This is a genomic window from Rhodovulum euryhalinum (assembly GCF_004342445.1).
Classification (GTDB): Bacteria; Pseudomonadota; Alphaproteobacteria; order Rhodobacterales; family Rhodobacteraceae; genus Rhodovulum; species Rhodovulum euryhalinum.
The window spans coordinates 83974-105698 of record NZ_SLWW01000007.1; the positions used below are offsets into that span (position 1 = coordinate 83974).

Genomic DNA, 21725 nt, shown 5'->3' on the forward strand with positions numbered 1-21725 from the left:
TCGCAAGACCCGTATTCCGAGGACTGCCCCCATGTGCGCCGACATGCCCGACTACAAAGACACGATCTTCCTGCCCGAGACCGATTTCCCGATGCGCGCGGGCCTGCCCGCCCGCGAGCCCGCCTGGCTGGACCGCTGGGCGCGGATCGGGGTCTATGACCGGCTGCGGGACAAGACGGGGCGGCCGCCCTTCATCCTGCATGACGGCCCGCCCTACGCCAACGGCCACCTGCATATCGGCCACGCGCTGAACAAGATCCTCAAGGATTTCATCGTGCGCAGCCAGCAGATGATGGGCAAGGACGCGCGCTATGTGCCCGGCTGGGACTGCCACGGCCTGCCGATCGAATGGAAGATCGAGGAACAATACCGCGCCAAGGGGCTGGACAAGGACGAGGTGCCGGTGGTGGCCTTCCGCCAGGAATGTCGCCGCTTTGCCGAGGGCTGGATCGGGGTGCAGCGCGAGGAGTTCAAGCGCCTCGGCATCACCGGCAACTGGGCCGATCCGTACCTGACGATGGATTTCCACGCCGAGGCCGTGATCGCGCAGGAATTCATGAAATTCCTGATGAACGGGGCGCTCTACCAGGGCTCGAAGCCGGTGATGTGGTCGCCGGTGGAAAAGACCGCGCTGGCCGAGGCCGAGGTCGAATACCACGACCACCAGAGCCACACGATCTGGGTGAAGTTCCCGGTGGTCGACTGGGAGCTTTATCAATTCAATCCTGATCTGGACCCAAATGGAGATTGGGCCCGAGAAGAACATGAGCGCGCCGGCGTAACGATACCCTACGACAGCCTAAAAACAGAGCTATCGAAGGCAGCCGTTGTGATTTGGACGACTACGCCTTGGACCCTCCCTCAGAACAGGGCGGTCGCTTTCAACTATGAAATCTCATACTCGCTCTACGAAGTTCTTGAGACCGGTGAGAACTCTCAGTCAGCACCTGGCGATCTTGTGATTTTGGCGGATACACGTGCGGCACCTACCTTCGAGCAAGCAAGGGTGACACGGTATTGCAAGGTGTCACCGTTGACAGATTGGATTGTCAACGGCCTGACCCTTGCCCACCCCTTCCGCGGCATCGAGGGCGGCAATGGCGAATGGGATTTCGACGTGCCGATGCTGCCGGGCGAGCATGTCACCGATGACGCGGGCACGGGCTTCGTCCATACCGCGCCCAGCCATGGCGATGACGACTACCAGATCGGCCTGAAATACGACCTGCCGATGACCTACAACGTGCTGGAAGACGGCTCGTTCCGGCCTGACCTGCCGCTCTTCGGCGGGCAGGCGATCCTGACGCCCGAGGGCAAGGAAGGCCCGGCGAATGTCTCGGTCATCAAGCAACTGGCCTATGCCGGGGCGCTGCTGGCCAAGGGCAAGCTGAAGCACAGCTATCCCCATAGCTGGCGCTCCAAGGCGCCGCTGATCTACCGCAACACGCCGCAATGGTTCGCCGCCATCGACCACAAGCTGGACGACGGGATGGGCACCTATGGCGACACGATCCGCCAGCGGGCGCTGACCTCCATCGACCAACTGGTGAAATGGACCCCGCAAACGGGCCGCAACCGCCTCTATTCCATGATCGAGGCCCGCCCCGACTGGGTGCTGTCGCGCCAGCGCGCCTGGGGCGTGCCGCTGACCTGTTTCGTCAAGCGCGGCGCGAAACCCACCGATCCCGATTTCCTGCTGCGCGACCGGGCGGTGAACGCGCGCATCGTGGCGGCGTTCGAGGCCGAAGGGGCGGATGCATGGTATGCCGAGGGCGCCAAGGAACGGTTCCTTGGCAACGACCACGACCCCGAGGCCTATGACCAGGTGATGGACGTGCTGGATGTGTGGTTCGATTCCGGCTCCACCCATGCCTTCGTGCTGCGCGACCGGGCGGACGGGGCGGCGGACGGCATCGCGGATCTGTATCTCGAAGGCACCGACCAGCACCGCGGCTGGTTCCATTCCTCGATGCTTCAGGCCTGCGGCACCATCGGCCGGGCGCCTTATCGCGGCGTGCTGACCCATGGCTTCACGCTCGACGAGAAGGGCAACAAGATGTCCAAATCGCTGGGCAACACCGTCGCCCCCGAGGAAGTGGTCAAGCAATACGGCGCCGACATCCTGCGGCTGTGGGTGGCGCAGTCGGATTACACCGTCGACCTGCGCATCGGGCCGGAAATCCTGAAAGGCGTGGCCGACAGCTATCGGCGCTTGCGCAACACCATGCGGTTCCTGCTGGGCAACCTCGCGGGCTTCTCGGAGGCCGAACGCGTCGACCCCGCCGACATGCCCGAACTGGAACGCTGGGTGCTGCACCGCCTCGCCGAACTGGACGACACCGTGCGGCAGGGCTTCGACGCCTACGACTTCCAGGGGGTGTTCCAGGCGCTGTTCAACTTCGCCACGGTGGACCTTTCGTCCTACTATTTCGACATCCGCAAGGACGTGCTTTACTGCGATGCGCCCGACAGCCCGCGCCGCCGCGCCGCGCGCACGGTGCTGGACATCCTGTTCCACCGCCTGACCACCTGGCTTGCCCCGATCCTGGTCTTCACGATGGAGGAGGTCTGGCTCGAACGCTTCCCCGGCGAGGACAGTTCCGTCCACCTGCACGACATCCCCGACACGCCCGCCGGCTGGCGCGATGACGTGCTGGCGGCGAAATGGGCGGGCGTGCGCCGGGTGCGCCGCGTGGTGACGGCGGCGCTGGAAATCCAGCGCCAGGACAAGGTGATCGGCGCCAGCCTCGAGGCCGCGCCGGTGGTGCATGTCGAGGATACCGACGTGCTGGCCGCGCTCCGGACCATCGACTTCGCCGATATCTGCATCACCTCGGCCATCGTGACGACCGCCGATCCCTCCCCGAACGAGGCGTTCCGCCTGCCCGAGGTGCCGGGCGTGGGCGTGGTGTTCGAAAAGGCCGACGGCGGGAAATGCCAGCGCTGCTGGAAGATCCTGCCCGATGTCGGCACCCATGCCCATCCGGGCACCTGCGCGCGCTGCAATGCGGCGCTGGGCGGATAGAACAGCGCCTCGCCGGGCTGGCCCCGCAGGGTCGGCCCGGCCTCAGGCCGCGCCGCGCGGCGGCACCAGTTGCTGAACGATCCCCGCGCCCAGCAGGTAAATGCTGGTCACCATCAGCACCGTGTCGATCCAGCCCGCGGCGGCGAAATCGTGCCAGGCGGCCCAGCCCCCCGCCAGCGTCCAGGCCAGCGCCACCGGCAGCGACAGCCAGCGCCAGCGCGCGGTGCGCACGGGGTGGATGAACTTCAGCGGCAGGAACATCGCCACCGCCAGCACCGCCACCACGGCCAGGATCAACCAGAACCCGGGCGCCAGCGCGAACAGCACCAGCACCACCATGTTCCAGCAGCCCGGAAAGCCGCAGAACGACTTGTCCGCGGTCTTCATCCGCGTGTCGGCGAAGTAGAGAACACTGGTGAAGGTGATGATGATGATCGCGATCCACCCGGTCCAGCCCGGCAGCAGGTCCGAATGGAACAGCGCAAAGGCCGGCACAAAGACATAGGTCAGGTAGTCGACGATCAGGTCCATCAACTCGCCGTCGATGATCGCGGCGTTGGTCTTGACGTCATAGCGGCGCGCAAAGGGGCCATCCAGCCCGTCGACGGCAAAGGCCACGATCAGCCACAGGAACATCACGTCCCAGGCCCCGTTCACCGCGGCCAGCAGCGCCAGCATGGCAAAGACGGCCCCCGTGGCGGTGAAGAAATGCACGAGATAGGCGCGAAAGGCGGGTGTCATGAAACCGTCATCAGGGATTCGCGTCCGCCGTGCAATCGCGAATACGGGACTCAGGCCTTGGGATGCGCCGCCTCGTAGACCGCCATCAGCCGCGCGGTGTCGACCGCCGTATAGGCCTGCGTGGTCGACAGCGAGGCATGGCCCAGCAATTCCTGGATCGCCCGCAGATCGCCGCCTGCTTCCAGCAGATGCGTGGCAAAGCTGTGGCGCAGCGCATGCGGCGTGGCGGTGGCGGGCAGGCCCAGCAGCGCGCGCACCCGTTCCATCGACCGGGCTACCAGCCGCGGGTTCAGCGCCCCGCCGCGGGCGCCCCGGAACAGCGGTCCGTCGGGGGCCAGATCAAAGGGACAGACCGCCAGATAGGCGTCGACCGCATCGCGCGCGGCGGGCAGCACCGGCACGACCCGCTCCTTGCCGCCCTTGCCGCGGATCACCAGCGTCGCGGGCAGCGGCGCATCGCGGCCCGTCAGCCCCAGCGCCTCGGAAATCCGTAGTCCGCAACCGTAAAGCAGCGTCACCACCGCCGTGTCGCGCGCCGCGATCCAGGGCTCCCGCGCGCTCTCGCCCACCATGTCCAGCACCGCGCGCGCGGCGTCCTCGGCCAGCGGGCGGGGCAGCTTGCGGCGGAATTTCGGTGCGCGGACCGACAGCACCGCGGTCGGCTCGAACCCCTCGCGGCGGCCATACCAGCGAAAGAACCCCTTGACCGCCGACAGTGCCCGGGCCAGCGACCGCGCCCCCAGCCCGCGCCCGCGTTCATGCGCCATCCAGGCCCGCATGTCGCGCAATTCCAGCCCCGCAAGGCGTGCGGGGCCGGCGGGCGCGCCGTCATAGGTGGCCAGAAAGGCCAGGAACCCGGTCACGTCCGCCGCATAGGCCGACAGCGTGTTGGCCGCCGCCGCGTTCAGCGCGCGTTCCTCGGCCAGCCAGTCCGCCAGCGCCGCGCGCGTGGACGGGGCCAGCGCCAGGCTCATTCCAGGAAGCGGCGCATCGCCCGTTCGAACACGCCCGCAAGGAAGGTCAGCAGGTCGGTGCCCTGGTTCGGCGCGAATTGCTGCGGATCCTCGGACCCCATCGCCAGCATCCCCGGCAGCCGTCCGGTCCCGAAATCCAGCCGCAGCAGCGCCTCGGACCGGATCGCCCCGGCCTTGTGGCCATACAGTGCGGAACTTCCCGGCACCTGCTGGCGCAGCGTCACCGTGCGCGCGGTGCGCCCGTGCACGCCACCCGCATAGGCATCGACGAATCCCGCGGGCACGACCTGCACCACCTCGCCCAGCGCGGCCAGCCCCGCGTCATCGTCCCGGTGCGATTCCAGCACCAGCCGCAGGCAGTCGATCCGCAGGATCGCCGCCACCTCGCCCGAAAGCGTCGCGACGAACCCGGCGAAATCCTCGGGTTCCAGCAACAGCAGCGCCGCGCGGTGAATCTGGTTCGTCCCCGCCAGGTTCTCGTAGGCGGCCGCGATCACCGAGCGGTGGGTTTCCTCCAGCCGGTCCAGCCGGGCTTCCAGCCGCTCCATCGCGATGCCGCGCAGATCGACGATGTTGCCGCCCATCATGCGTTCGTTGGCCGCGACCAGCGCGCGCATCACGTCGGGGTCGTCAAGGATCGTGTCGGGATGGGCAATGATCTTCGCGCGAAGATCATCCGCGACGGCGGGGGAGCTGCTCATGTCTGCCTCGTGTTTATGGTCGTTTTGCGCGACCTTACACCAAGCCTACAGAATTTTCTGCCCCGTTTTTTCCCAATCCGCCAGAAACGCGGCCAGCCCCTTCTCGGTCAGCGGGTGGGCTGCCATCTTCTTGAGCACATCGGGCGGCGCGGTCGCCACATCGGCGCCGATCTTCGCCGCCTCGGTCATGTGGTTGACCGAGCGGATCGAGGCGGCCAGTATCTCGGTTCCAAAGCCGTAGTTGTCGTAGATCGTCCTTATGTCGGCGATCAGGTCCATGCCGTCGAGATTGATGTCGTCCAGCCGCCCGACGAAGGGCGAGATGAAACTCGCCCCCGCCTTGGCGGCCAACAGCGCCTGCGCGGCCGAGAAACAGAGCGTGACATTGACCATGTGCCCCTCGCCCGTCAGCACCTTGCAAGCCTTCAGCCCGTCCCAGGTCAGCGGCACCTTGACCGCGATGTTGGGCGCGATCTGCGCCAGCTTGCGCCCCTCCTCGATCATCGCCGCCGCCTCGGTCGCCACCACTTCCGCCGAGACCGGGCCCGCGACGATGCCGCAGATTTCCTTCGTCACCTCAAGGATATCGCGCCCCGATTTCAGGATCAGCGAGGGGTTGGTGGTCACGCCATCCACCATGCCAAGCTCGTTGAGTTCGCGGATCGCATCCACATCGGCGGTATCGACGAAGAATTTCATGGGGCTGCCTTGCGTCCTGGTTCAATTTGTCGCGTCAGTGATACCGGATGGCTGGCGGCTTCGAAAGCCCGTCTTTGGACGGATCACCCATGGTTGAGGACTTTGCCGCAGGGGCCCGCGTCGGCGTGCTGACCGCCGAGCCGCTTGACCGGGTGCTCGACTACCTCGCGCCCGAGGGCGGCTGCGGCATCGGCGATTTCGTCGAGGTGCCGTTGGGGCCGCGCCGCGTCCTGGGCGTGGTCTGGGGGGCGGGCGCGGGCGATTTCGACGCCGCCCGGCTGCGCCCCGTCGCCCGCGTTCTCGACGCCGCCCCCATGAAGGCCGAGATGCGCGGCTTTCTCGAACGCGCCGCCGATTACACGCTGACGCCGCTGTCCGCGATGCTGCGGCTGGCGACCCGTGCGCCGTGGCTGGGCGACGCCCCCTCGATGCAAAGGGTCTATCGCCGCGGCCCGGGCCTGCCCGACCGGATGACCGACCCGCGCGCCCGCGTCCTCGACACGCTTGACGCCTATGGCGGGCTCTGCTTCACGCTTGGGGAACTGGCCGCCGAGGCGGGGGTCTCGACCACGGTGGTCAAGGGCCTGATCCCCTCGGGCGCGGTGCTGGAGGAGGACACGCCCCGCGACCGGCCCTATCCCCGGCTTGACCCCGCCCGCCCCGGCATGGCGCTGGCCCCCGACCAGCAACAGGCCGCCGCCCGGCTGTGTTCCGCCGTCGCCTCGGGCGGCTACGGCACCACGCTGCTCAAGGGGGTCACCGGCTCGGGCAAGACCGAGGTCTACCTGGCCGCCGTTGCCGAATGTCTGGGGCAGGGCCGGCAGGCGCTGGTCCTGCTGCCGGAAATCGCCCTGACCGCCGAGTTCCTGTCCCGGGTCGAGGCCCGCTTCGGCGCGCGGCCCGCCGAATGGCATTCCGGCGTCACCATGGTCGAACGCCGCCGGCTGTGGCGGATGGTGGGGCAGGGCGACGCGCAGCTTGTCGTCGGCGCGCGCTCGGCGCTGTTCCTGCCGTTCCGCGACCTCGGCCTGATCGTCGTCGACGAGGAACATGACAGTTCCTACAAGCAGGAGGAGGGCGCGCTCTACAACGCCCGCGACATGGCGGTGCTGCGTGCGTCGCTCTGTTCCGCACAGGTGGTGCTGGCCTCGGCCACGCCCTCGCTGGAAAGCTGGGCCAATGCCGAGGCGGGCAAATACGCGCGCCTCGACCTGACCTCGCGCTTCGGCGAGGCGGAATTGCCCGAGATGGCCACGATCGACCTGCGCGCCGAGGATCTGCCGCCGGGGCGCTGGATCTCGCCCACGCTGGCCGGTGCAGTGGCCGCGCGGCTGGCCGCCGGGCAACAGGCGCTGCTGTTTCTCAACCGCCGCGGCTATGCGCCGGTCACGGTCTGCCGGGCCTGCGGGCACATGATCGCCTGCGACCACTGCGACGCGCGGATGGTGGAACACCGCTTTCTCAAACGTCTCGTCTGCCACCAGTGCGGCGAAACCCGGCCGATCCCCGAGACCTGCCCCTCTTGCGGGGCGGCGGGCAAGCTGGCGCCGGTGGGGCCCGGCGTCGAACGGCTGGCCGAGGAAACCGCCGAGCTTTTCCCCGGGGCGCGGGTCGCGGTGCTGTCCTCCGACCTGTTCACCACGGCCCGCGCGCTCAAGACGCAGATCAAGGCGATCGCGGGTGGCGAGGCCGACATCATCATCGGCACGCAACTGGTGGCCAAGGGGCACAACTTTCCGCTGCTGACGCTGGTGGGCGTGATCGACGCCGATCTGGGGTTGCAAGGCTCGGACATGCGCGCGGCGGAACGCACCTTTCAACTGATGCGGCAGGTCGCGGGCCGGGCGGGCCGGGGCGCGGCCCGGGGCGTGGCGCTGTTGCAGACCTTCCAGCCCGACCACCCGGTGATCCGCGCGATCCTGACCGGCGACGAGGAAGGCTTCTGGCGCGCAGAGGCCGCCGAGCGGCGGGCGGCCGGCATGCCGCCCTATGGCCGGCTGGCGGGCATCATCCTGTCGGCGCCCGAGGCCAAGGCGGCCTTCGACCTCGGCACCCATCTGGCCCGCAACGACGCGGCCCTGCGCCGGATCGGCGCGCAGGTCTACGGCCCGGCCCCCGCGCCCATCGCGCGGATCCGCGGCCGGCACCGGGTGCGCCTGCTGGTCAAGGCCGCCAAGGGCGCGCCGTTGCAGGCCGCGATCCGCGACTGGCTGGCCCCCGTCAAGCTGCCCGCGCAGGTTCGCCTCGCCGTCGACATCGACCCGCAAAGCTTTCTCTGAGCGGGCAGGCCCCGCGCCCGCAGCCAGAGGCCCCGGCGCGGCGGCGGGGGCAGGGGGCGCCCGGCTGCCGTGCGGCCCGGAAAAAAAGTCCGATGGAATTCCGATTTCGGAAACGGCGCCTCAGGCCGCCTTTGCCGCGCCCCTGGGCTGGTCGATCAGGTAGTCGGTCACCATTCCGCCCACCCACATCGCGACCAGCGCAACCCACATCGTGCCAACGAAAATCGACCCGCCGGTAACGCCTGCACCGATCGAACACCCGCCCGCCAGCATGCCGCCGAACCCCATCAGCGCCGCCCCGATCATCGCCTTGCGCATGTTCACCTCGGACTCGAACCCCTGGAACTTCAGGTCGCCACAGATCCAGGCCGCCAGGAAGGATCCCAGGAACACGCCGGGCACCAGGCCGATGTCGAATTCCAGGATCGCCGGGCGTTCCAGGAAGAACATCAAGGTGTTGGCGGATGGGCCGGTGAAAGTCAGGCTTTCGATCTGCATCGGTTCGAAGCTGACCTGTGCCAGCCCGAAGGTCAGCACCCAGCCCACCGCCACGGCGAATCCGACCCCCGCCCCGAAGAACAGCGTGCGGAACGAGATGCGGTTTCGCTTGGCCATCCACAGCGCCAGCACCGCAAAGCCGAAGCCCAGCACAAGGCCCGAGATCTCGGGCAGCCGGAACGCCTCGATCAGGTTCACGTTGCGCCCCCCCGGCGTCACCCAAAGCGCCGCCAGCTTGTCGCGGAGCGGCGAAAGCCAGCCATGCAGGCTCATCTGCGCCAGAACCGCAAAGATCAGCCCCGAGATCACCGAGCGCAGGTTTCCAGTGGCCGCCAGCACCAGCAAACGGCCGGGACAGCCGCGCGCCAGCACCATGCCCGCGCCGAAGATCAGCCCGCCGATGATCGCCCCCGACCAGGATCCGGTCACCGCCATCATCCGCGCCTCGTCCGCCCGCATCAGCCCGGCGAGTTCCGCGCCCTGCACCCAGACCAGCGCCGTCGAAAAGCACAACAGCCACACCGCCACCCGTGGTCCCATCTGGCCGCGGGCGAACTCGATCGTCGCGGCCCGCAGGCAGAAGGCCGAGCGTTGCGCCGCCACGCCGAAGACCATGCCGGTGATCAGCCCGAACAGCGCCGCCGCCGGCGCCTCGCCGATACCTTCCACGACCGCCAGAATGTCCATGACGCGCGTCTCCCGTGCTCCCTCCGATGGATCTGCCCCGGATCACCCCACCCCGCCTTGATCTGGATCACCGGCGGCCCGGCGCGGCCGGGGCGCGATTCCCGCTCGCCAAGCGTGCCGCGCGGGGCTATGGGAAGGCGATGACGCTCCTGTTCCGCCTTTCGCCGATGCCGCTCGCCGACGCGGCCGCGCTGCCCTTGTGGCGGCGGCCCGTGGCGCTGTTGTTCGTCATGGCCTTTGCCATGCCGGTGGCGTTCGCCACGTGGTCGGCGCTTCTGAACAATTTCGTCATCGAGGCGGCGGGCTTTACCGGCGTCGAGATCGGCTGGCTGCACACGGTGCGGGAAATCCCCGGGTTCCTTGCGGTGGGGGTGATCGCGCTGATCATCTTCATCCGCGAACAGGTGCTGGGCATCGTGTCGCTGATCATGCTGGGGGTGGCGACCGCGGTGACCGCGTGGTTTCCGTCGCTCGGCGGGCTGCTGGCAGTGACGCTGATCAGTTCGATCGGGTTTCACTATTTCGAGACGGTGAACCAGTCGCTGCAACTGCAATGGATCGCCAAGGACCGCGCCCCGCAGACGCTGGGCTGGCTGGTCGCCGCCGGGTCGGCCGCCTCGCTCATCGCCTACGGACTGCTGGTGGTGACGTGGAAGGCGTTCGATCTGTCGTACAACCTCGTCTACCTCGCGGCGGGGGGCTTCACGGCCGCCGTGGCGCTGTTCTGCCTGCTGGCCTATCCGCAATTCGAGGCGCCGAACCCGCAGGTCAAGCGTCTGGTGCTGCGCCGCCGCTACTGGCTCTACTACGCGCTGCAGTTCATGGCCGGGGCGCGGCGGCAGATCTTCGTGGTCTTCGCGGCCTTCATGATGGTCGAGAGGTTCGGCTTTGAAGTCCATGAAGTCACGGCGCTTTTCCTGATAAACTTCCTGGCCAACATGGCCTTCGCGCCGCTGATGGGGCGGGCGGTGGCGAAATGGGGGGAACGGCGCGCGCTGGCCTTCGAATATGTCGGGCTGATCGGCGTGTTCCTCGCCTATGGCGGCATCTACTGGTTCGGCTGGGGCGTCGTGCTGGCCGCCGCGCTTTACGTCATCGACCACCTGTTCTTCGCGCTGGCCTTCGCGCTGAAGACCTATTTCCAGAAGATCGCGGACCCGGGCGACATCGCCCCCACCGCCGCGGTGGCCTTCACCATCAACCACATCGCCGCCGTGTTCCTGCCCGCGGCGCTGGGCTATCTGTGGGTCACCTCGCCGGGGGGCGTGTTCGTGCTGGCGGCCACGATGGCGGGGGTGTCACTGATGCTGGCGCTGATGATCCCGCGCCACCCCGAGCCGGGCAACGAGACGATCTTTTCGGGCCTGGTCGCCACGCCCGCCGAGTAGCGGCTATTCGCCCCGCCGACGCAGCCAGTCCATCACCGCGGGGCGGACCGATTGCGCGCCGCTGGCCCGCGCCGCGTCGATCACCGCGCGGGCCTCGGCCAGATCGCTTTTCCGCAGCATGTGCTTGACCGGACCGATGGAGGCAGGGCGCATCGACAGCGCGCGGAACCCGATCGCGGTCAGGCACAGCGCCTCGACCGGGCGGCCCGCATCCTCGCCGCAGAACGACAGCGGCGTGCCGGTATCCTCGCACCGCTTCACGATCTGTTCGAGGAAGGTCAGGAAGCTGACGTTCAGCGTGTCGTAGCGGCGGCGCACGCGTTCGTTCTCGCGGTCGGCGGCGAAGAAGAACTGTTTCAGGTCGTTGCCGCCGATCGAGATGAAATCGGCCAGTTCGTAGAACTGCCGCGGCGCGAACGCCATGCTGGGGGTCTCGACCATCGCGCCGATCTCGACCTTTTCGGGAAGGACGCGGCCCAGCCGTTCCTCGCGGTCGAGCTCGTTCAGCAGATGCTCGCGGGCGGCGCGGAACTCGTCGAGCTGGGCGATCAGCGGGAACATCACCGTCAGTGGCCGCCCGTTCGCCGCCCGGATCAGCGCCTGCAACTGCATCCGCATCATGCCGGGCCGGTCCAGCCCCACCCGGATCGCCCGCCAGCCGAGCGCGGGGTTCGGTTCCTCCTGCGGCTTCATGTAGGACAGAACCTTGTCGGACCCGATATCGAGCGTGCGGAAGGCCACGCGCCTGCCCTTGGCGGCGTCGATCACGCGGGCATAAAGCGCGGCCAGTTTGCTGCGGCGGGGCACCTTTGAGCGGACGAGGAACTGCAACTCGGTGCGGAAAAGCCCCACCCCCTCGGCGCCCGAGCTTTCCAGCGAGGGCAGGTCGGCCATCAGGCCCGCATTCATGGTCAGCGTGATCCGCTGGCCGCACAGCGTCACCGCGGGTTCCTTGCGGATCGCGGCATAGCGCTTCTGCGCCTTGGCCTGCATCGCGATCTTGTCTTCGAAGGCGGCGCGCACGGTCTCTTCGGGGCGCAGGTGGACGATGCCCTGCTCGCCATCCAGAAGGATCAGGTTGCCGTTCAGCGCCTCGGTGGTGACGCGGCCCGCCTGGATCACCAGGGGGATCGCCAGGGCGCGCGCCACGATCGCCGCGTGGCTGCCGACCGACCCCTCTTCCAGCACGATGCCGCGCAAGCTGCGGCCATAGTCCAGCAACTCGCCCGGCCCGATATTGCGCGCGATCAGGATCGGGTCGGCCGGGCGTTCGGCGCCGGTGCGCTCGCCCTGACCGGTCAGGATGCGCAGCAGGCGGTTCGACAGGTCGTCCAGATCGTGCAGGCGTTCCCGCAGATAGGGGTCGGGCACGGTCTGCATCCGGGCGCGGGCGGCGGACTGTTCCTTTTCCACCGCCGCCTCGGCCGACAGGCCGCGGGCGATGTCCTCTTCCATCCGCCGCTTCCAGCCGCGGGAATTGGCGAACATCCGATAGGCTTCCAGAACCTGCAACTGGTCCTTGTCGCCCGTGGTTGCCGAGTTCAGCATCTCGTCGACGGTGACGCGCAGCCGGTCCACGGCCTCTTTCAGCCGCTTCAGTTCGGTCTCGGGGTCGTCGGCGATCGGGTTCGTCACCACCACCCGCGGCTCGTGCAACCAGGCATGGCCCACCGCCACGCCCTCTTGCGCGACGGTGCCGCGGATCATCACGGGGCGCTGGTGCAACGCCGCCAGCGCCTCGCCCTCGCCGACGAAGGCGCCAAGCTCGGTCATCTCGGCCAGCACCATGGCGACGACTTCCAGGGCATAGACCTCGTCGTCGGAATATTGCCGGGCATGTTTCGACTGGACGACGACCACGCCCAGCCGTTCGCCCAGCCGCTGGATCGGCACGCCCAGGAACGACGAGAAGATCTCCTCGCCGGTCTCGGGCATGTAGCGGAAACCGCGTTCCTGCGGCGCGTTGCCGGTGTTGATCGGCCGTGCGGTCTTGGCCACCCGGCCCACCAGGCCCTCGCCCACCCGCAGCCGTGTCTGGTGCACCGACTCGGGTTTCAGCCCCTCGGTCGCGCACAATTCCAGCGTGTCGGCGTCGCGAAACAGGTAGATCGAGCACACGTCGGTGCCCATCTGCTCGGCGATGATCGTGGTGATGCGGTCAAGCCGCTCCTGACCGGCGCCGGGCTCGGCAAGGGTGTCGCGCAGGCGGCGAAGCAGCCTGCGGCTTGCGCTTTCGGTCTGTTCGGGCATCTGCCCCCGCGTCAGGCTGCTTTGTCGAGTCCGAACGCATCATGGAGAGCTTGCACCGCAAGTTCCATATATTTCCGGTCGATCAGCACGGAAATCTTGATCTCAGAGGTTGTGATGACCTTGATGTTTATTCCTTCGGCGGCAAGCGCGTCGAACATGCGCGCGGCGACGCCGGCATGGCTGCGCATGCCGATTCCGACGACCGACACCTTGGCCACGTCGGTATCGGCGACAAGCCCGTGGAAATTGATCTCTCCGGCCGCCTTGGCCTTCTCCATCGCGTCCGCGGCCCGGGCCACCTGGTTGACCGGGCAGGAAAAGGTCATGTCGGTGCGCCCTTCCTCGGAGATGTTCTGCACGATCATGTCCACGTTCACGCCCGCCCGCGACAATGGTCCGAAGATCGCGGCGGCGATGCCGGGGCGGTCGGCCACCGAGATCAGGGTCATCTTGGCTTCGTCGCGGGAATAGGCGACGCCGGAAACCACGTTCTGTTCCACAATATCCTCCTCGGCGCAGACGAGCGTGCCGGAATTGTCGTCGGTATCCTCGAAGCTGGACAGCACCCTCAGCTTGACCTTGTAGCGCATCGCCAGTTCGACCGAGCGGGTCTGCAGCACCTTGGCGCCCAGGCTTGCCAGTTCAAGCATTTCCTCGAAGGCGATGCGGTCCAGCTTGCGGGCCTTGTCCTCGATCCGCGGGTCGGTGGTATAGACCCCGTCCACGTCGGTATAGATGTCGCAGCGCACCGCGTCGAAGGCGGCGGCAAAGGCCACCGCGGTCGTGTCCGACCCACCCCGTCCCAGCGTGGTGATCCGCCCCTCGGGACTGATCCCCTGGAACCCCGCGACCACGGCCACGCGCATGCCTTCGGCGAACTTCTGGTCGATATTGGCGCGCGGGATCTCCTCGATACGCGCGGCGGAATGGGCGCTGGTCGTCTTCAGCGGCACCTGCCAGCCCTGCCAACTGCGGGCGGGCACGTCCATTTCCTGAAGCGTAAGCGCCATCAGCCCGGCGGTCACGTTCTCGCCCGAGCTGACCACCGCGTCGTATTCGCGGGCGTCGAACAGCGGCGAGGTCTGCTCGACCCAGCCGACCAGTTCGTTCGTCTTGCCCGACATGGCCGAGACCACGACGATCACGTCGTGGCCGCGTTCGACCTCGCGTCTGACCTTCTCGGCGGCGTTCCGGATGCGGTCGAGATCGCCGACCGACGTGCCCCCGAATTTCATCACCAAAACCGGCATGTGGCGCCCTTCGCCCCGCGGATATCCGCGCGTTTCATAAGGGCGCTTCCTGCAAAGGGCAAGCGGCCTCGAAGTGATGCGCGCCGCCGCCCGGAACCGGGGCGCCGGGCAGCGCCGGTCCCGGTCGTCAGAGCGGGTAGGGGCGGCCGTCCCAGGTTTCGAAACAGCCGGTGGTGTCGAGGGTCAGTGCGGCGAAGCGGGTGCGCAGCCCCGCGCTCGCCTCCTCGACGTCGATATGGGCGCCCTCGCCGCCCATGTCGGTGCGCACCCAGCCCGGATGATAGATGCCGACCGCAATCCCCATCGGCCGCAGGTCGACCGCAAGGTTCCGCCCCAGATTGATCGCCGCCGCCTTGGAGGCGCGATAGATGTAGGACCCGCCCGGCGCACGGTCCTGCGAGCCCATGGTCGAGGCGATGATCGCCACCCTCGGCGCGCTGGACAGCCCGAGATTGGGCAACAGCGCCTGGATCGTCAGGAACACGCCGGTGACGTTGGCTGCGAACATCTGCGCCCACATCGCGGGCGGATAGCCGGTTTCAAGCTGCTGGTGCTTGTCGAGATACTGGCCCGCGTTGCAGATCAGCAGGTCAACCGGCTGGCCCGCCAGCTTGCCGGCCAATGCCTTCTGCTGTTTCAGGTCGGTGACATCCAGCGCCTGCCAGCGGGCGCCCGCGACAGGCGGCGCGTCATCTGCGCGCGTGGTGCCGATGGGGGAAAGGCCTTCGGCGGCGTAGTCCTGCAACAGCCTGAGGCCGATGCCGCGATTGGCGCCGGTGATGAGAGGGGTCATGGGCTGCGGTCCTTCAGTTGGTCTTGCGTCCGGGCGTGAAGGGCAGCGGCGCGATCGGCACGCCGTCCTCGATCAGTTGCTTCGCCTCGTCGAGCCGGGCCTCGCCATGGATCGTGCGGTGGGGCGTCAGGCCCGCGTGCATGTCGCGCGCCTCCTGGGCGAAGCGGGGGCCCACATAGTCGGACTCCGCCTCGATCCGGCGCCGGAGGTCGGCCAAGGCCTGTTCGGCGGGGCTGGCCGGGCGCGACAGCGGACGGGTTGACTGCGCCCCTGGGGCGTCGCGCTCGGTGGCGACGGAGGGGGCCATCAGGCCCTTGCCCACCTTCGTGCAACCGCAGACCGCGCAACTGACCATTCCCGCGGCCAGCAGCGTGTCGAAGGCGTCGGCCGACTGGAACCAGCTTTCGAAGCGGTGACCCTCGGCGCAGTCGAGCGAATAGCGGATCATCTGTCGATCATCATGGCAGACCCTTGCCGAACAGATAACCGCTGCGCCGTCGATTGCAACGTCCGGCCGCGTCGCGGTGCGCTTGACGGGGCCGGGCGGCGGCATATCTGCCAAGAGGTCCACCATGCCAAGAGGCATCGTCCCCATGCGCCTTCTCGCTCCCTTTCTGTCGCTTGCCCTGACCGTGTCGGTCCCCAGCGCCGCGGCCGCGCAGGGGTTCAGCTTTGCCTCGATCGACGGCGGCGAGATCGCGCTTGACGCGTTCCGCGGGCGGCCGGTGCTGGTGGTCAACACCGCGTCGCAATGCGGCTTTACCGGCCAGTACGAAGGCTTGCAGGCATTGCACGAAAAGTACGGGCCCAAGGGGCTTGTCGTGCTGGCCGTGCCGTCCGACGATTTCAACCAGGAACTGGCGAGCGCCGAGAAGGTCAAGGAATTCTGCGACGTCAATTTCGGCCTGACGCTTCCGATGACCGAGATCACCCATGTGAAGGGGGCCGCGGCGCACCCGTTCTATCGCTGGGTCAAGGCCGAGACGGGCTTTGTGCCGGGCTGGAACTTCAACAAGGTGCTGCTGGGCCCCGACGGCCGCGTCGTGGCCACCTGGGGGTCGTTCACCAAGCCCACCTCGCCCAAGCTGACCGGTCGGATCAAGGCGCTTCTGCCCCGGTGACTCCCGGGACTGTGCGCGTGAGGCGGAACGTCGGGCCGGCCATGGCGACCGTCGCCCGGCCCGTTGCACGGTCCTGTCCCGGGTGTGCCGCCCGGGGATCAAGTACCGGCGTCCTGTCGGTCGGGCGACATGTCTGTCGGAGACCTGACAATCGCACGACAGAGGCCAGGTGCGTTTCTGCCGGAACCGTGGCAATTCCTTGGAAAGGCGCCGTTTCATCCCAACCCGCGCGACATGGCACGCTCCATGCTTCCACGTTCGTAGCAACGCGGAGCACGTCCCATGTCCGACGCCCTCAAGACGACCGTCCAGGAGGCCTTCAGCGAGCCTGCCTGCGCCGCCAACCGCGCCAAAACCGCGGCCGACCGCAAGAAGGGCTGTTCGAAACCCCTGACCCCCGGGGCTGCTGCGGGGGGCTGCGCCTTTGACGGGGCCAAGATCACCCTGCAACCGATCGTCGACGTGGCGCATCTGGTCCATGCCCCGCTCGCCTGCGAGGGCAATGCCTGGGACAACCGCGGCTCGGCCTCGTCGGGGCCGATGCTCTACAAGACCGGCTTCACCACCGACCTGACGGAACTCGACATCGTCATGGGCAAGGGTGAGAAGAAGCTCTATGCCGCGATCCGCGAGATCGTGGAACGGCACCATCCCCCGGCCGTCTTCGTCTATGCCACCTGCGTGACCGCGATGATCGGCGACGACATCGAGGCGGTGTGCAAGGCCGCGACCGCCGCTTTCGGCACGCCCGCGATCCCGGTGACGGTGCCGGGCTATGCCGGGTCCAAGAACCTCGGCTGCAAGCTGGCGGGCGAGATGATGTTCCGCCACGTGATCGGAACGATGGAGCCGGAGCGGACCACCGACTGCGACATCAACATCATCGGCGACTACAACCTGTCGGGCGAGCTGTGGCAGATCAAGCCGCTGCTAGACCGGCTGGGCATCCGCATCCTTGGCTCGCTGGCCGCAGATGCGCGCTACAAGCAGGTGGCGGTGATGCACCGGGCGCGGGTCAGCATGCTGGTCTGTGCGCATGCGCTGATCGGGCTGGCGCGCAAGCTGGAAGAGGATCACGGCATCCCGTTCTTCGAAGGCTCGTTCTACGGCATCGCCGACACCTCCGAGGCGTTGCGGACGATGTGCCGGATGCTGGTCGAACGGGGTGCGGCGCCGGACCTTCTCGACCGCTGCGAGGCGCTGATCGCCGAGGAGGAGGCGAAGGTCAGGGCGGAACTCGAACCCTATCGCGCGCGCGTGCAGGGCAAGCGGGTGCTGCTTTACACCGGCGGGCACAAGAGCTGGTCGGTGGTCTCGGCGTTGCAGGAACTGGGCGTCGAGGTGGTCGGCACCAGCGTGCGCAAGGCCACCGACAACGACAAGGCAAAGGTGGTCGAGATCATGGGCACCGACGCCCACATGTACGAGAACATGGCCCCGCGCGAGATGTACGCCACGTTGCGCGCCTCTGGCGCCGACATCCTGATGTCGGGCGCGCGCAGCCAGTTCGTGGCGCTCAAGGCGCGGGTGCCTTGGATCGACGTCAACCAGGAAAAGCACGAACCCTATGCCGGCTACATGGGCATGGTGGATCTGGTGCGCGCCATCGACCGGTCGGTGAACAACCCGATGTGGGCCGATGTCCGCCGCCCTGCCCCCTGGGACGAACCCCGCGCCTTCGCGGGCATCCGCCCCGCGCCAAAGGGCCGCTGCCCGGTTTCGGGCCTGTCGAACGACCCCAAGGATTTCGAGGATTGCTGACATGGCCGAACTGATCCGTCCCCGCCGGGCGCTGTCCACCAATCCCCTGAAATCCAGCGCGCCGCTGGGCGCCGCGATGGCGTTTCTGGGCATCGAGCGGGGCATCCCGCTGTTTCACGGCGCGCAGGGCTGCGCCGCCTTCGCCATGGTGCACATGGTGCGCCATTTCCGCGAGGCGATCCCGTTGCAGACGACGGCGATGAACGAGGTGACCACGATCCTCGGCGGCGCCGACCAGATCGAAGAGGCGATCGGCAACCTGATGAAACGGGCAAGCCCCCGGTTCATCGGCATCGCCTCGACCGCGCTGACCGAGACGCGGGGCGAGGACATCGCGGGGGAACTGGCCGACATCATGGCCCGCCGCCCCGATTTCGCGGGGCTCAAGGTCGTCTATGCCTCGACCCCCGATTTCGAGGGTGCGCTGGAGGATGGCTGGTCAAGGGCGGTGACCGCCATCATCGACGCGCTGGTGCCCGATGTCGACCCGATGTTCTGCGACCGTGACCTGCGCCAGGTCAACATCCTGCCCGCCGCCTACCTCACCCCTGCCGAGATCGACGAGATCGTGCGGATGATCCGCGCCTTCGGGCTGAAACCCATCGTGCTGCCGGATCTGTCCGCGTCGCTGGACGGGCACCTGGCCGAGGACTGGTCGGGCGCCTCGCTGGGCGGTACGGCGCTGGACGAGATCCCCGCCATGGCGCGGTCCGCCGTCACCTTCGCCATCGGCGAAAGCATGCGGGCGCCGGCGAACCTGCTGGCCGAACGTGGCCACATGGCTGTCCAGGTCTTTCCCGCGCTGACCGGCCTCAAGGCGGTGGACGCCTTCGTTTCGGCGCTGATGCGGGTGGCGGGCACCGACGATGCGCCCCCCGCGATCAGGCGCGACCGCGCCCGGGCGCAGGACGCCATGCTGGATGCGCATTTCCAGATCGGCGGGCTGAAATACGCGATCGCCGCCGATCCCGACCTTGCCTATGCGCTGTCTTCGGCCCTGGCGGGCATGGGGGCCGAGGCGGTTTCGGCCGTGACCACCTCGGCCGCCAATCCCATCGTCGGGGCGATCCCCTGCACGCAGGTTCTCCTCGGCGATCTCGGCGATCTCGAAGAGGGTGCGCGGGCGGGCGGCGCACGGCTTCTGATCAGCCATGCCCATGGCCGCCACGCGGCCCACGCCCTCGGCCTGCCGCTGCTCCGCGCGGGCTTTCCGGTCAACGACCGGCTGGGCCCGCAGGATGTCTGCCGCGTCGGCTACCGCGGCACGCGCGCGTTTTTCTTCGAGGTCGCGAATGTCGTCCTCGCCCATCCCCATCACCCGGCGCCCGAGGATTTCGGCGCCGCCCCCATCGAGAGGGAGTTCGAGCATGACCGCCCGCAGACTGCGCCTCATTGAATCCGAGGGTGCCGTGACCACCGACACCCCGCTGAAGATCGCCATCGCCACCAACGACATGGAGCATCTGGACGCCCATTTCGGCTCGGCCCGGAAATTCGCGGTCTACGAGGTGACCCCCGGCACCGCGCGGCTGATCGAGGTGCTGGATTTCGGCACCGTGACCGACCAGAGCGGGCGCCACGATCCCGCCGACGACCGCATCGCCCCCAAGGTCGAGGCCCTGACGGGCTGTGCGCTGCTCTTCGTTCTGGCGATCGGCGGGCCCTCGGCGGCCAAGGTGGTGCGCGCGGGGATCCATCCGATCACGCGCAAGGACCCCGAGCCGATCGCCGGCATCCTCGTGCAGGTCCAGGGGATGCTGGCCGGCAGCCCGCCGCCCTTCCTGCGCAAGGTGCTGGGCCTGCCCCGCGCCGATTTCGCCGACGACTATGCCGAGGATCAGGGCGAATGACGACAATGGCCGACATGCTGCCCCGCGGCGGCGAGATGCCCGCGAGCGATTTCCTCAAGCTCCTGATCTCGGTGATCCGTGCCGAGGACAGCTATGGCAACTGGGAGGGCAAGGCCGATTCCGACCTGCTGGCCGAGTTCATCGTCACCCCCGAGGAACGCCGCGCGATCCCGATCATCGGCGATCCCGATCCCGACCTGCTCTGGCGCGTCGAGAAGTTCTACGAGGCGATTGCCCTGCTGCTGGAACGGCGCACCGGTGCCATGGCGGCGCAGATGTCCAGGATCCACCACGAAGGCTTCGGCCGGATCGTGCTGATCTCGGGCCGGCTTGTGGTGCTGTCCAAGCATGTCCGCGACATCCACCGCTTCGGCTTCGAAAGCTTCGCAGCCCTTGCCGAGGCCGGCGAGGCACTGGCGCGCGACGCCGCCGACACGGTCGCCCGCTTTCCCGACGCCGCCCGGGCCTGACCCGATGTGCCGCGCGGCCCGGCCCCGCGCAAGGACACCCCACCCCAGCCAACCGTCATGAGCGAGGAAAGAGACCGTGATGAGCCTGGAAGAGCTTGAAGCGCACGTGAAGAAGCTGTCGATGCGCGCCACCAACGCCAAGATGAACCTGCACGACCTGGCCGAGGAACTGCCCACGGACTGGCAGAAAATCCCCGCCGTCGCCGCCGAAACCTACGAGGTTTTCAGGGAACTGATTGCTGCGCGCAACGACCTGAAGGCCGCGAAACAAGCCGCAGAGGAGGCCTGAGCCATGCCCATCACCGGCCTGACCCGCGGCGGTGCAACCTACACGCCCGAATTCCTCGTCGCCATCGACATGGCCAAGTGCATCGGCTGCGGCCGCTGCTACAAGGTCTGCGCGCGCAACGTCCTGACCCTCAAGGGCCTGAACGAGGACCATGAGCTGGTCGATCTCGACGCCGATGACGACGACGATGATGACGAGATCGAGCGCAAGATCATGGTGATCGCTGACGCCGGCGACTGCATCGGCTGCGGCGCCTGCGCCCGCGTCTGTCCGTCGGGCTGCCAGACCCACGCCCCCGTCGACGCGCTCTGAGTCGCGCCCGCACCGCCCGTGGGCGCCGCGTGCCCCGGGCTTCTTCTGGCCCCAAATATCCCCGCCGGAGGCCCCGCGCGCATCAGCGCGCGGCCCGGCCCAACGCCGGGCAAGCGGGGCGCAAGCCCCGCGCGGGCCGGGGGCGGGAGCGCGCGGTGCCATCCGCATCCCTGTCGCAAACCCGCCAAACGCCGCCCGGACAAATCCGACACCGGACCCCGGCCGCCTTGAAAAACAGGGCGTGGCGGAAGATGGCACGCTTCTTGCTTCCTGTCTTGACGGGAAACACGCGACCGACAGGAGACACCCGATGATCCAGATCACCGAAGCCGCCCGGGATGCCATCGCCAACGCCATTGCGGGCGCCGGACAGCCCGTCGCGGGGCTGCGCCTCATGGTCCAGTCCGGCGGTTGTGCCGGGCTGCAATACGCCATGGCCCTGGAACTCACCCGCGAGGCGGACGATGCCGTGGTCGAGGCCGAGGGCGTCACCGTGCTGATCGACCCCGACAGCCAGGGCTACCTCCTGGGCACGACGATCGATTTCGTCAGCGGGCTCGAAGGGTCGGGTTTCGTCTTCGACAACCCCAACGCCTCGGCCGGGTGCGGCTGCGGCAAGTCCTTCTGCTGAGGGGGC

General features: G+C 68.0%; 20 protein-coding genes. 11 read left to right on the forward strand and 9 right to left on the reverse strand.

Going from position 1 to position 21725, the window contains the following annotated elements; all coding sequences use genetic code 11:
• Positions 1-31 precede the first annotated feature (31 nt).
• Positions 32-3025, forward strand: a complete 2994-nt coding sequence (ileS, locus tag EV655_RS09875; RefSeq protein ID WP_132544326.1) for an isoleucine--tRNA ligase — start codon at positions 32-34, stop codon at positions 3023-3025.
• 42 nt (positions 3026-3067) lie between these two features.
• On the opposite strand, the gene EV655_RS09880 is transcribed toward ileS, so the two are convergent.
• From EV655_RS09880 to fsa, 4 genes are read right to left on the reverse strand one after another with little or no spacing between them, the layout of a single operon-like run.
• Positions 3068-3766, reverse strand: coding sequence for a CDP-alcohol phosphatidyltransferase family protein (locus EV655_RS09880; RefSeq protein ID WP_132544328.1), 699 nt, complete (start codon positions 3764-3766; stop codon positions 3068-3070).
• Positions 3767-3816: 50 nt separating this feature from the next.
• Positions 3817-4740: a tyrosine recombinase XerC gene (locus EV655_RS09885; protein WP_132544330.1), complete on the reverse strand. Its 924-nt coding sequence runs from the start codon at positions 4738-4740 to the stop codon at positions 3817-3819.
• A complete protein-coding gene (locus EV655_RS09890) occupies positions 4737-5441 on the reverse strand; it encodes a DUF484 family protein (protein WP_132544332.1) in 705 nt (234 codons plus the stop codon). The genes EV655_RS09885 and EV655_RS09890 overlap by 4 nt, the downstream gene beginning before the upstream one ends.
• Before the next feature lie 45 nt (positions 5442-5486).
• Positions 5487-6140: a fructose-6-phosphate aldolase gene (gene fsa, locus EV655_RS09895; protein WP_132544334.1), complete on the reverse strand. Its 654-nt coding sequence runs from the start codon at positions 6138-6140 to the stop codon at positions 5487-5489.
• 89 nt (positions 6141-6229) lie between these two features.
• On the opposite strand from fsa, the gene EV655_RS09900 reads away from it, so the two are divergent.
• Positions 6230-8419: a primosomal protein N' gene (locus EV655_RS09900; protein WP_132544336.1), complete on the forward strand. Its 2190-nt coding sequence runs from the start codon at positions 6230-6232 to the stop codon at positions 8417-8419.
• 120 nt (positions 8420-8539) lie between these two features.
• Here EV655_RS09900 and EV655_RS09905 read toward each other — a convergent pair whose 3' ends face one another.
• Positions 8540-9604 carry a YeeE/YedE family protein gene (locus EV655_RS09905; protein ID WP_132544338.1) on the reverse strand — a complete coding sequence of 355 codons (1065 nt, stop codon included), beginning with the start codon at positions 9602-9604 and terminating at the stop codon, positions 8540-8542.
• 167 nt (positions 9605-9771) lie between these two features.
• Between EV655_RS09905 and EV655_RS09910 the strand changes: the two genes are divergently transcribed.
• Positions 9772-10992 carry an MFS transporter gene (locus tag EV655_RS09910; RefSeq protein WP_207901950.1) on the forward strand — a complete coding sequence of 407 codons (1221 nt, stop codon included), beginning with the start codon at positions 9772-9774 and terminating at the stop codon, positions 10990-10992.
• Positions 10993-10995: 3 nt separating this feature from the next.
• Here EV655_RS09910 and ptsP read toward each other — a convergent pair whose 3' ends face one another.
• From ptsP to EV655_RS09930, 4 genes are all read right to left on the reverse strand, one after another.
• The gene (gene ptsP / locus EV655_RS09915) at positions 10996-13242 is read right to left on the reverse strand and encodes a phosphoenolpyruvate--protein phosphotransferase (protein WP_132544341.1); all 2247 of its coding nucleotides are present in this window, start codon (positions 13240-13242) and stop codon (positions 10996-10998) included.
• Positions 13243-13253: 11 nt separating this feature from the next.
• Positions 13254-14492 (reverse strand): aspartate kinase, encoded by a 1239-nt coding sequence (locus EV655_RS09920; RefSeq protein ID WP_132544344.1) that lies wholly within the window; start codon positions 14490-14492, stop codon positions 13254-13256.
• Positions 14493-14619: 127 nt separating this feature from the next.
• Positions 14620-15285, reverse strand: coding sequence for an SDR family NAD(P)-dependent oxidoreductase (locus EV655_RS09925; RefSeq protein WP_132544346.1), 666 nt, complete (start codon positions 15283-15285; stop codon positions 14620-14622).
• A 13-nt stretch (positions 15286-15298) separates the two neighbouring features.
• A complete protein-coding gene (locus EV655_RS09930; protein WP_132544348.1) occupies positions 15299-15733 on the reverse strand; it encodes a DUF1178 family protein in 435 nt (144 codons plus the stop codon).
• A gap of 145 nt (positions 15734-15878) precedes the next feature.
• On the opposite strand from EV655_RS09930, the gene EV655_RS09935 reads away from it, so the two are divergent.
• The 8 genes from EV655_RS09935 to EV655_RS09970 all read left to right on the forward strand — a co-directional run bounded on the left by EV655_RS09935 (position 15879) and on the right by EV655_RS09970 (position 21719).
• Positions 15879-16406, forward strand: coding sequence for a glutathione peroxidase (locus EV655_RS09935; protein WP_132544351.1), 528 nt, complete (start codon positions 15879-15881; stop codon positions 16404-16406).
• Positions 16407-16688: 282 nt separating this feature from the next.
• Positions 16689-18167, forward strand: a complete 1479-nt coding sequence (gene nifE, locus EV655_RS09940; protein WP_132544353.1) for a nitrogenase iron-molybdenum cofactor biosynthesis protein NifE — start codon at positions 16689-16691, stop codon at positions 18165-18167.
• A gap of 1 nt (position 18168) precedes the next feature.
• The gene (nifN, locus tag EV655_RS09945) at positions 18169-19563 is read left to right on the forward strand and encodes a nitrogenase iron-molybdenum cofactor biosynthesis protein NifN (RefSeq protein ID WP_132544356.1); all 1395 of its coding nucleotides are present in this window, start codon (positions 18169-18171) and stop codon (positions 19561-19563) included.
• Positions 19535-20017, forward strand: a complete 483-nt coding sequence (gene nifX / locus EV655_RS09950; RefSeq protein WP_132544358.1) for a nitrogen fixation protein NifX — start codon at positions 19535-19537, stop codon at positions 20015-20017. Before nifN ends, nifX begins: the two co-directional genes overlap by 29 nt.
• A complete protein-coding gene (locus tag EV655_RS09955; RefSeq protein ID WP_165905317.1) occupies positions 20014-20487 on the forward strand; it encodes a NifX-associated nitrogen fixation protein in 474 nt (157 codons plus the stop codon). Before nifX ends, EV655_RS09955 begins: the two co-directional genes overlap by 4 nt.
• A gap of 79 nt (positions 20488-20566) precedes the next feature.
• Positions 20567-20776 (forward strand): CCE_0567 family metalloprotein, encoded by a 210-nt coding sequence (locus EV655_RS09960; protein WP_207901946.1) that lies wholly within the window; start codon positions 20567-20569, stop codon positions 20774-20776.
• Positions 20777-20779: 3 nt separating this feature from the next.
• On the forward strand, positions 20780-21088 hold the full coding sequence (fdxB, locus tag EV655_RS09965) for a ferredoxin III, nif-specific (protein WP_132544363.1): 309 nt from the start codon (positions 20780-20782) through the stop codon (positions 21086-21088).
• 310 nt (positions 21089-21398) lie between these two features.
• Positions 21399-21719, forward strand: coding sequence for a HesB/IscA family protein (locus EV655_RS09970; RefSeq protein ID WP_132544365.1), 321 nt, complete (start codon positions 21399-21401; stop codon positions 21717-21719).
• Positions 21720-21725 lie beyond the last annotated feature (6 nt).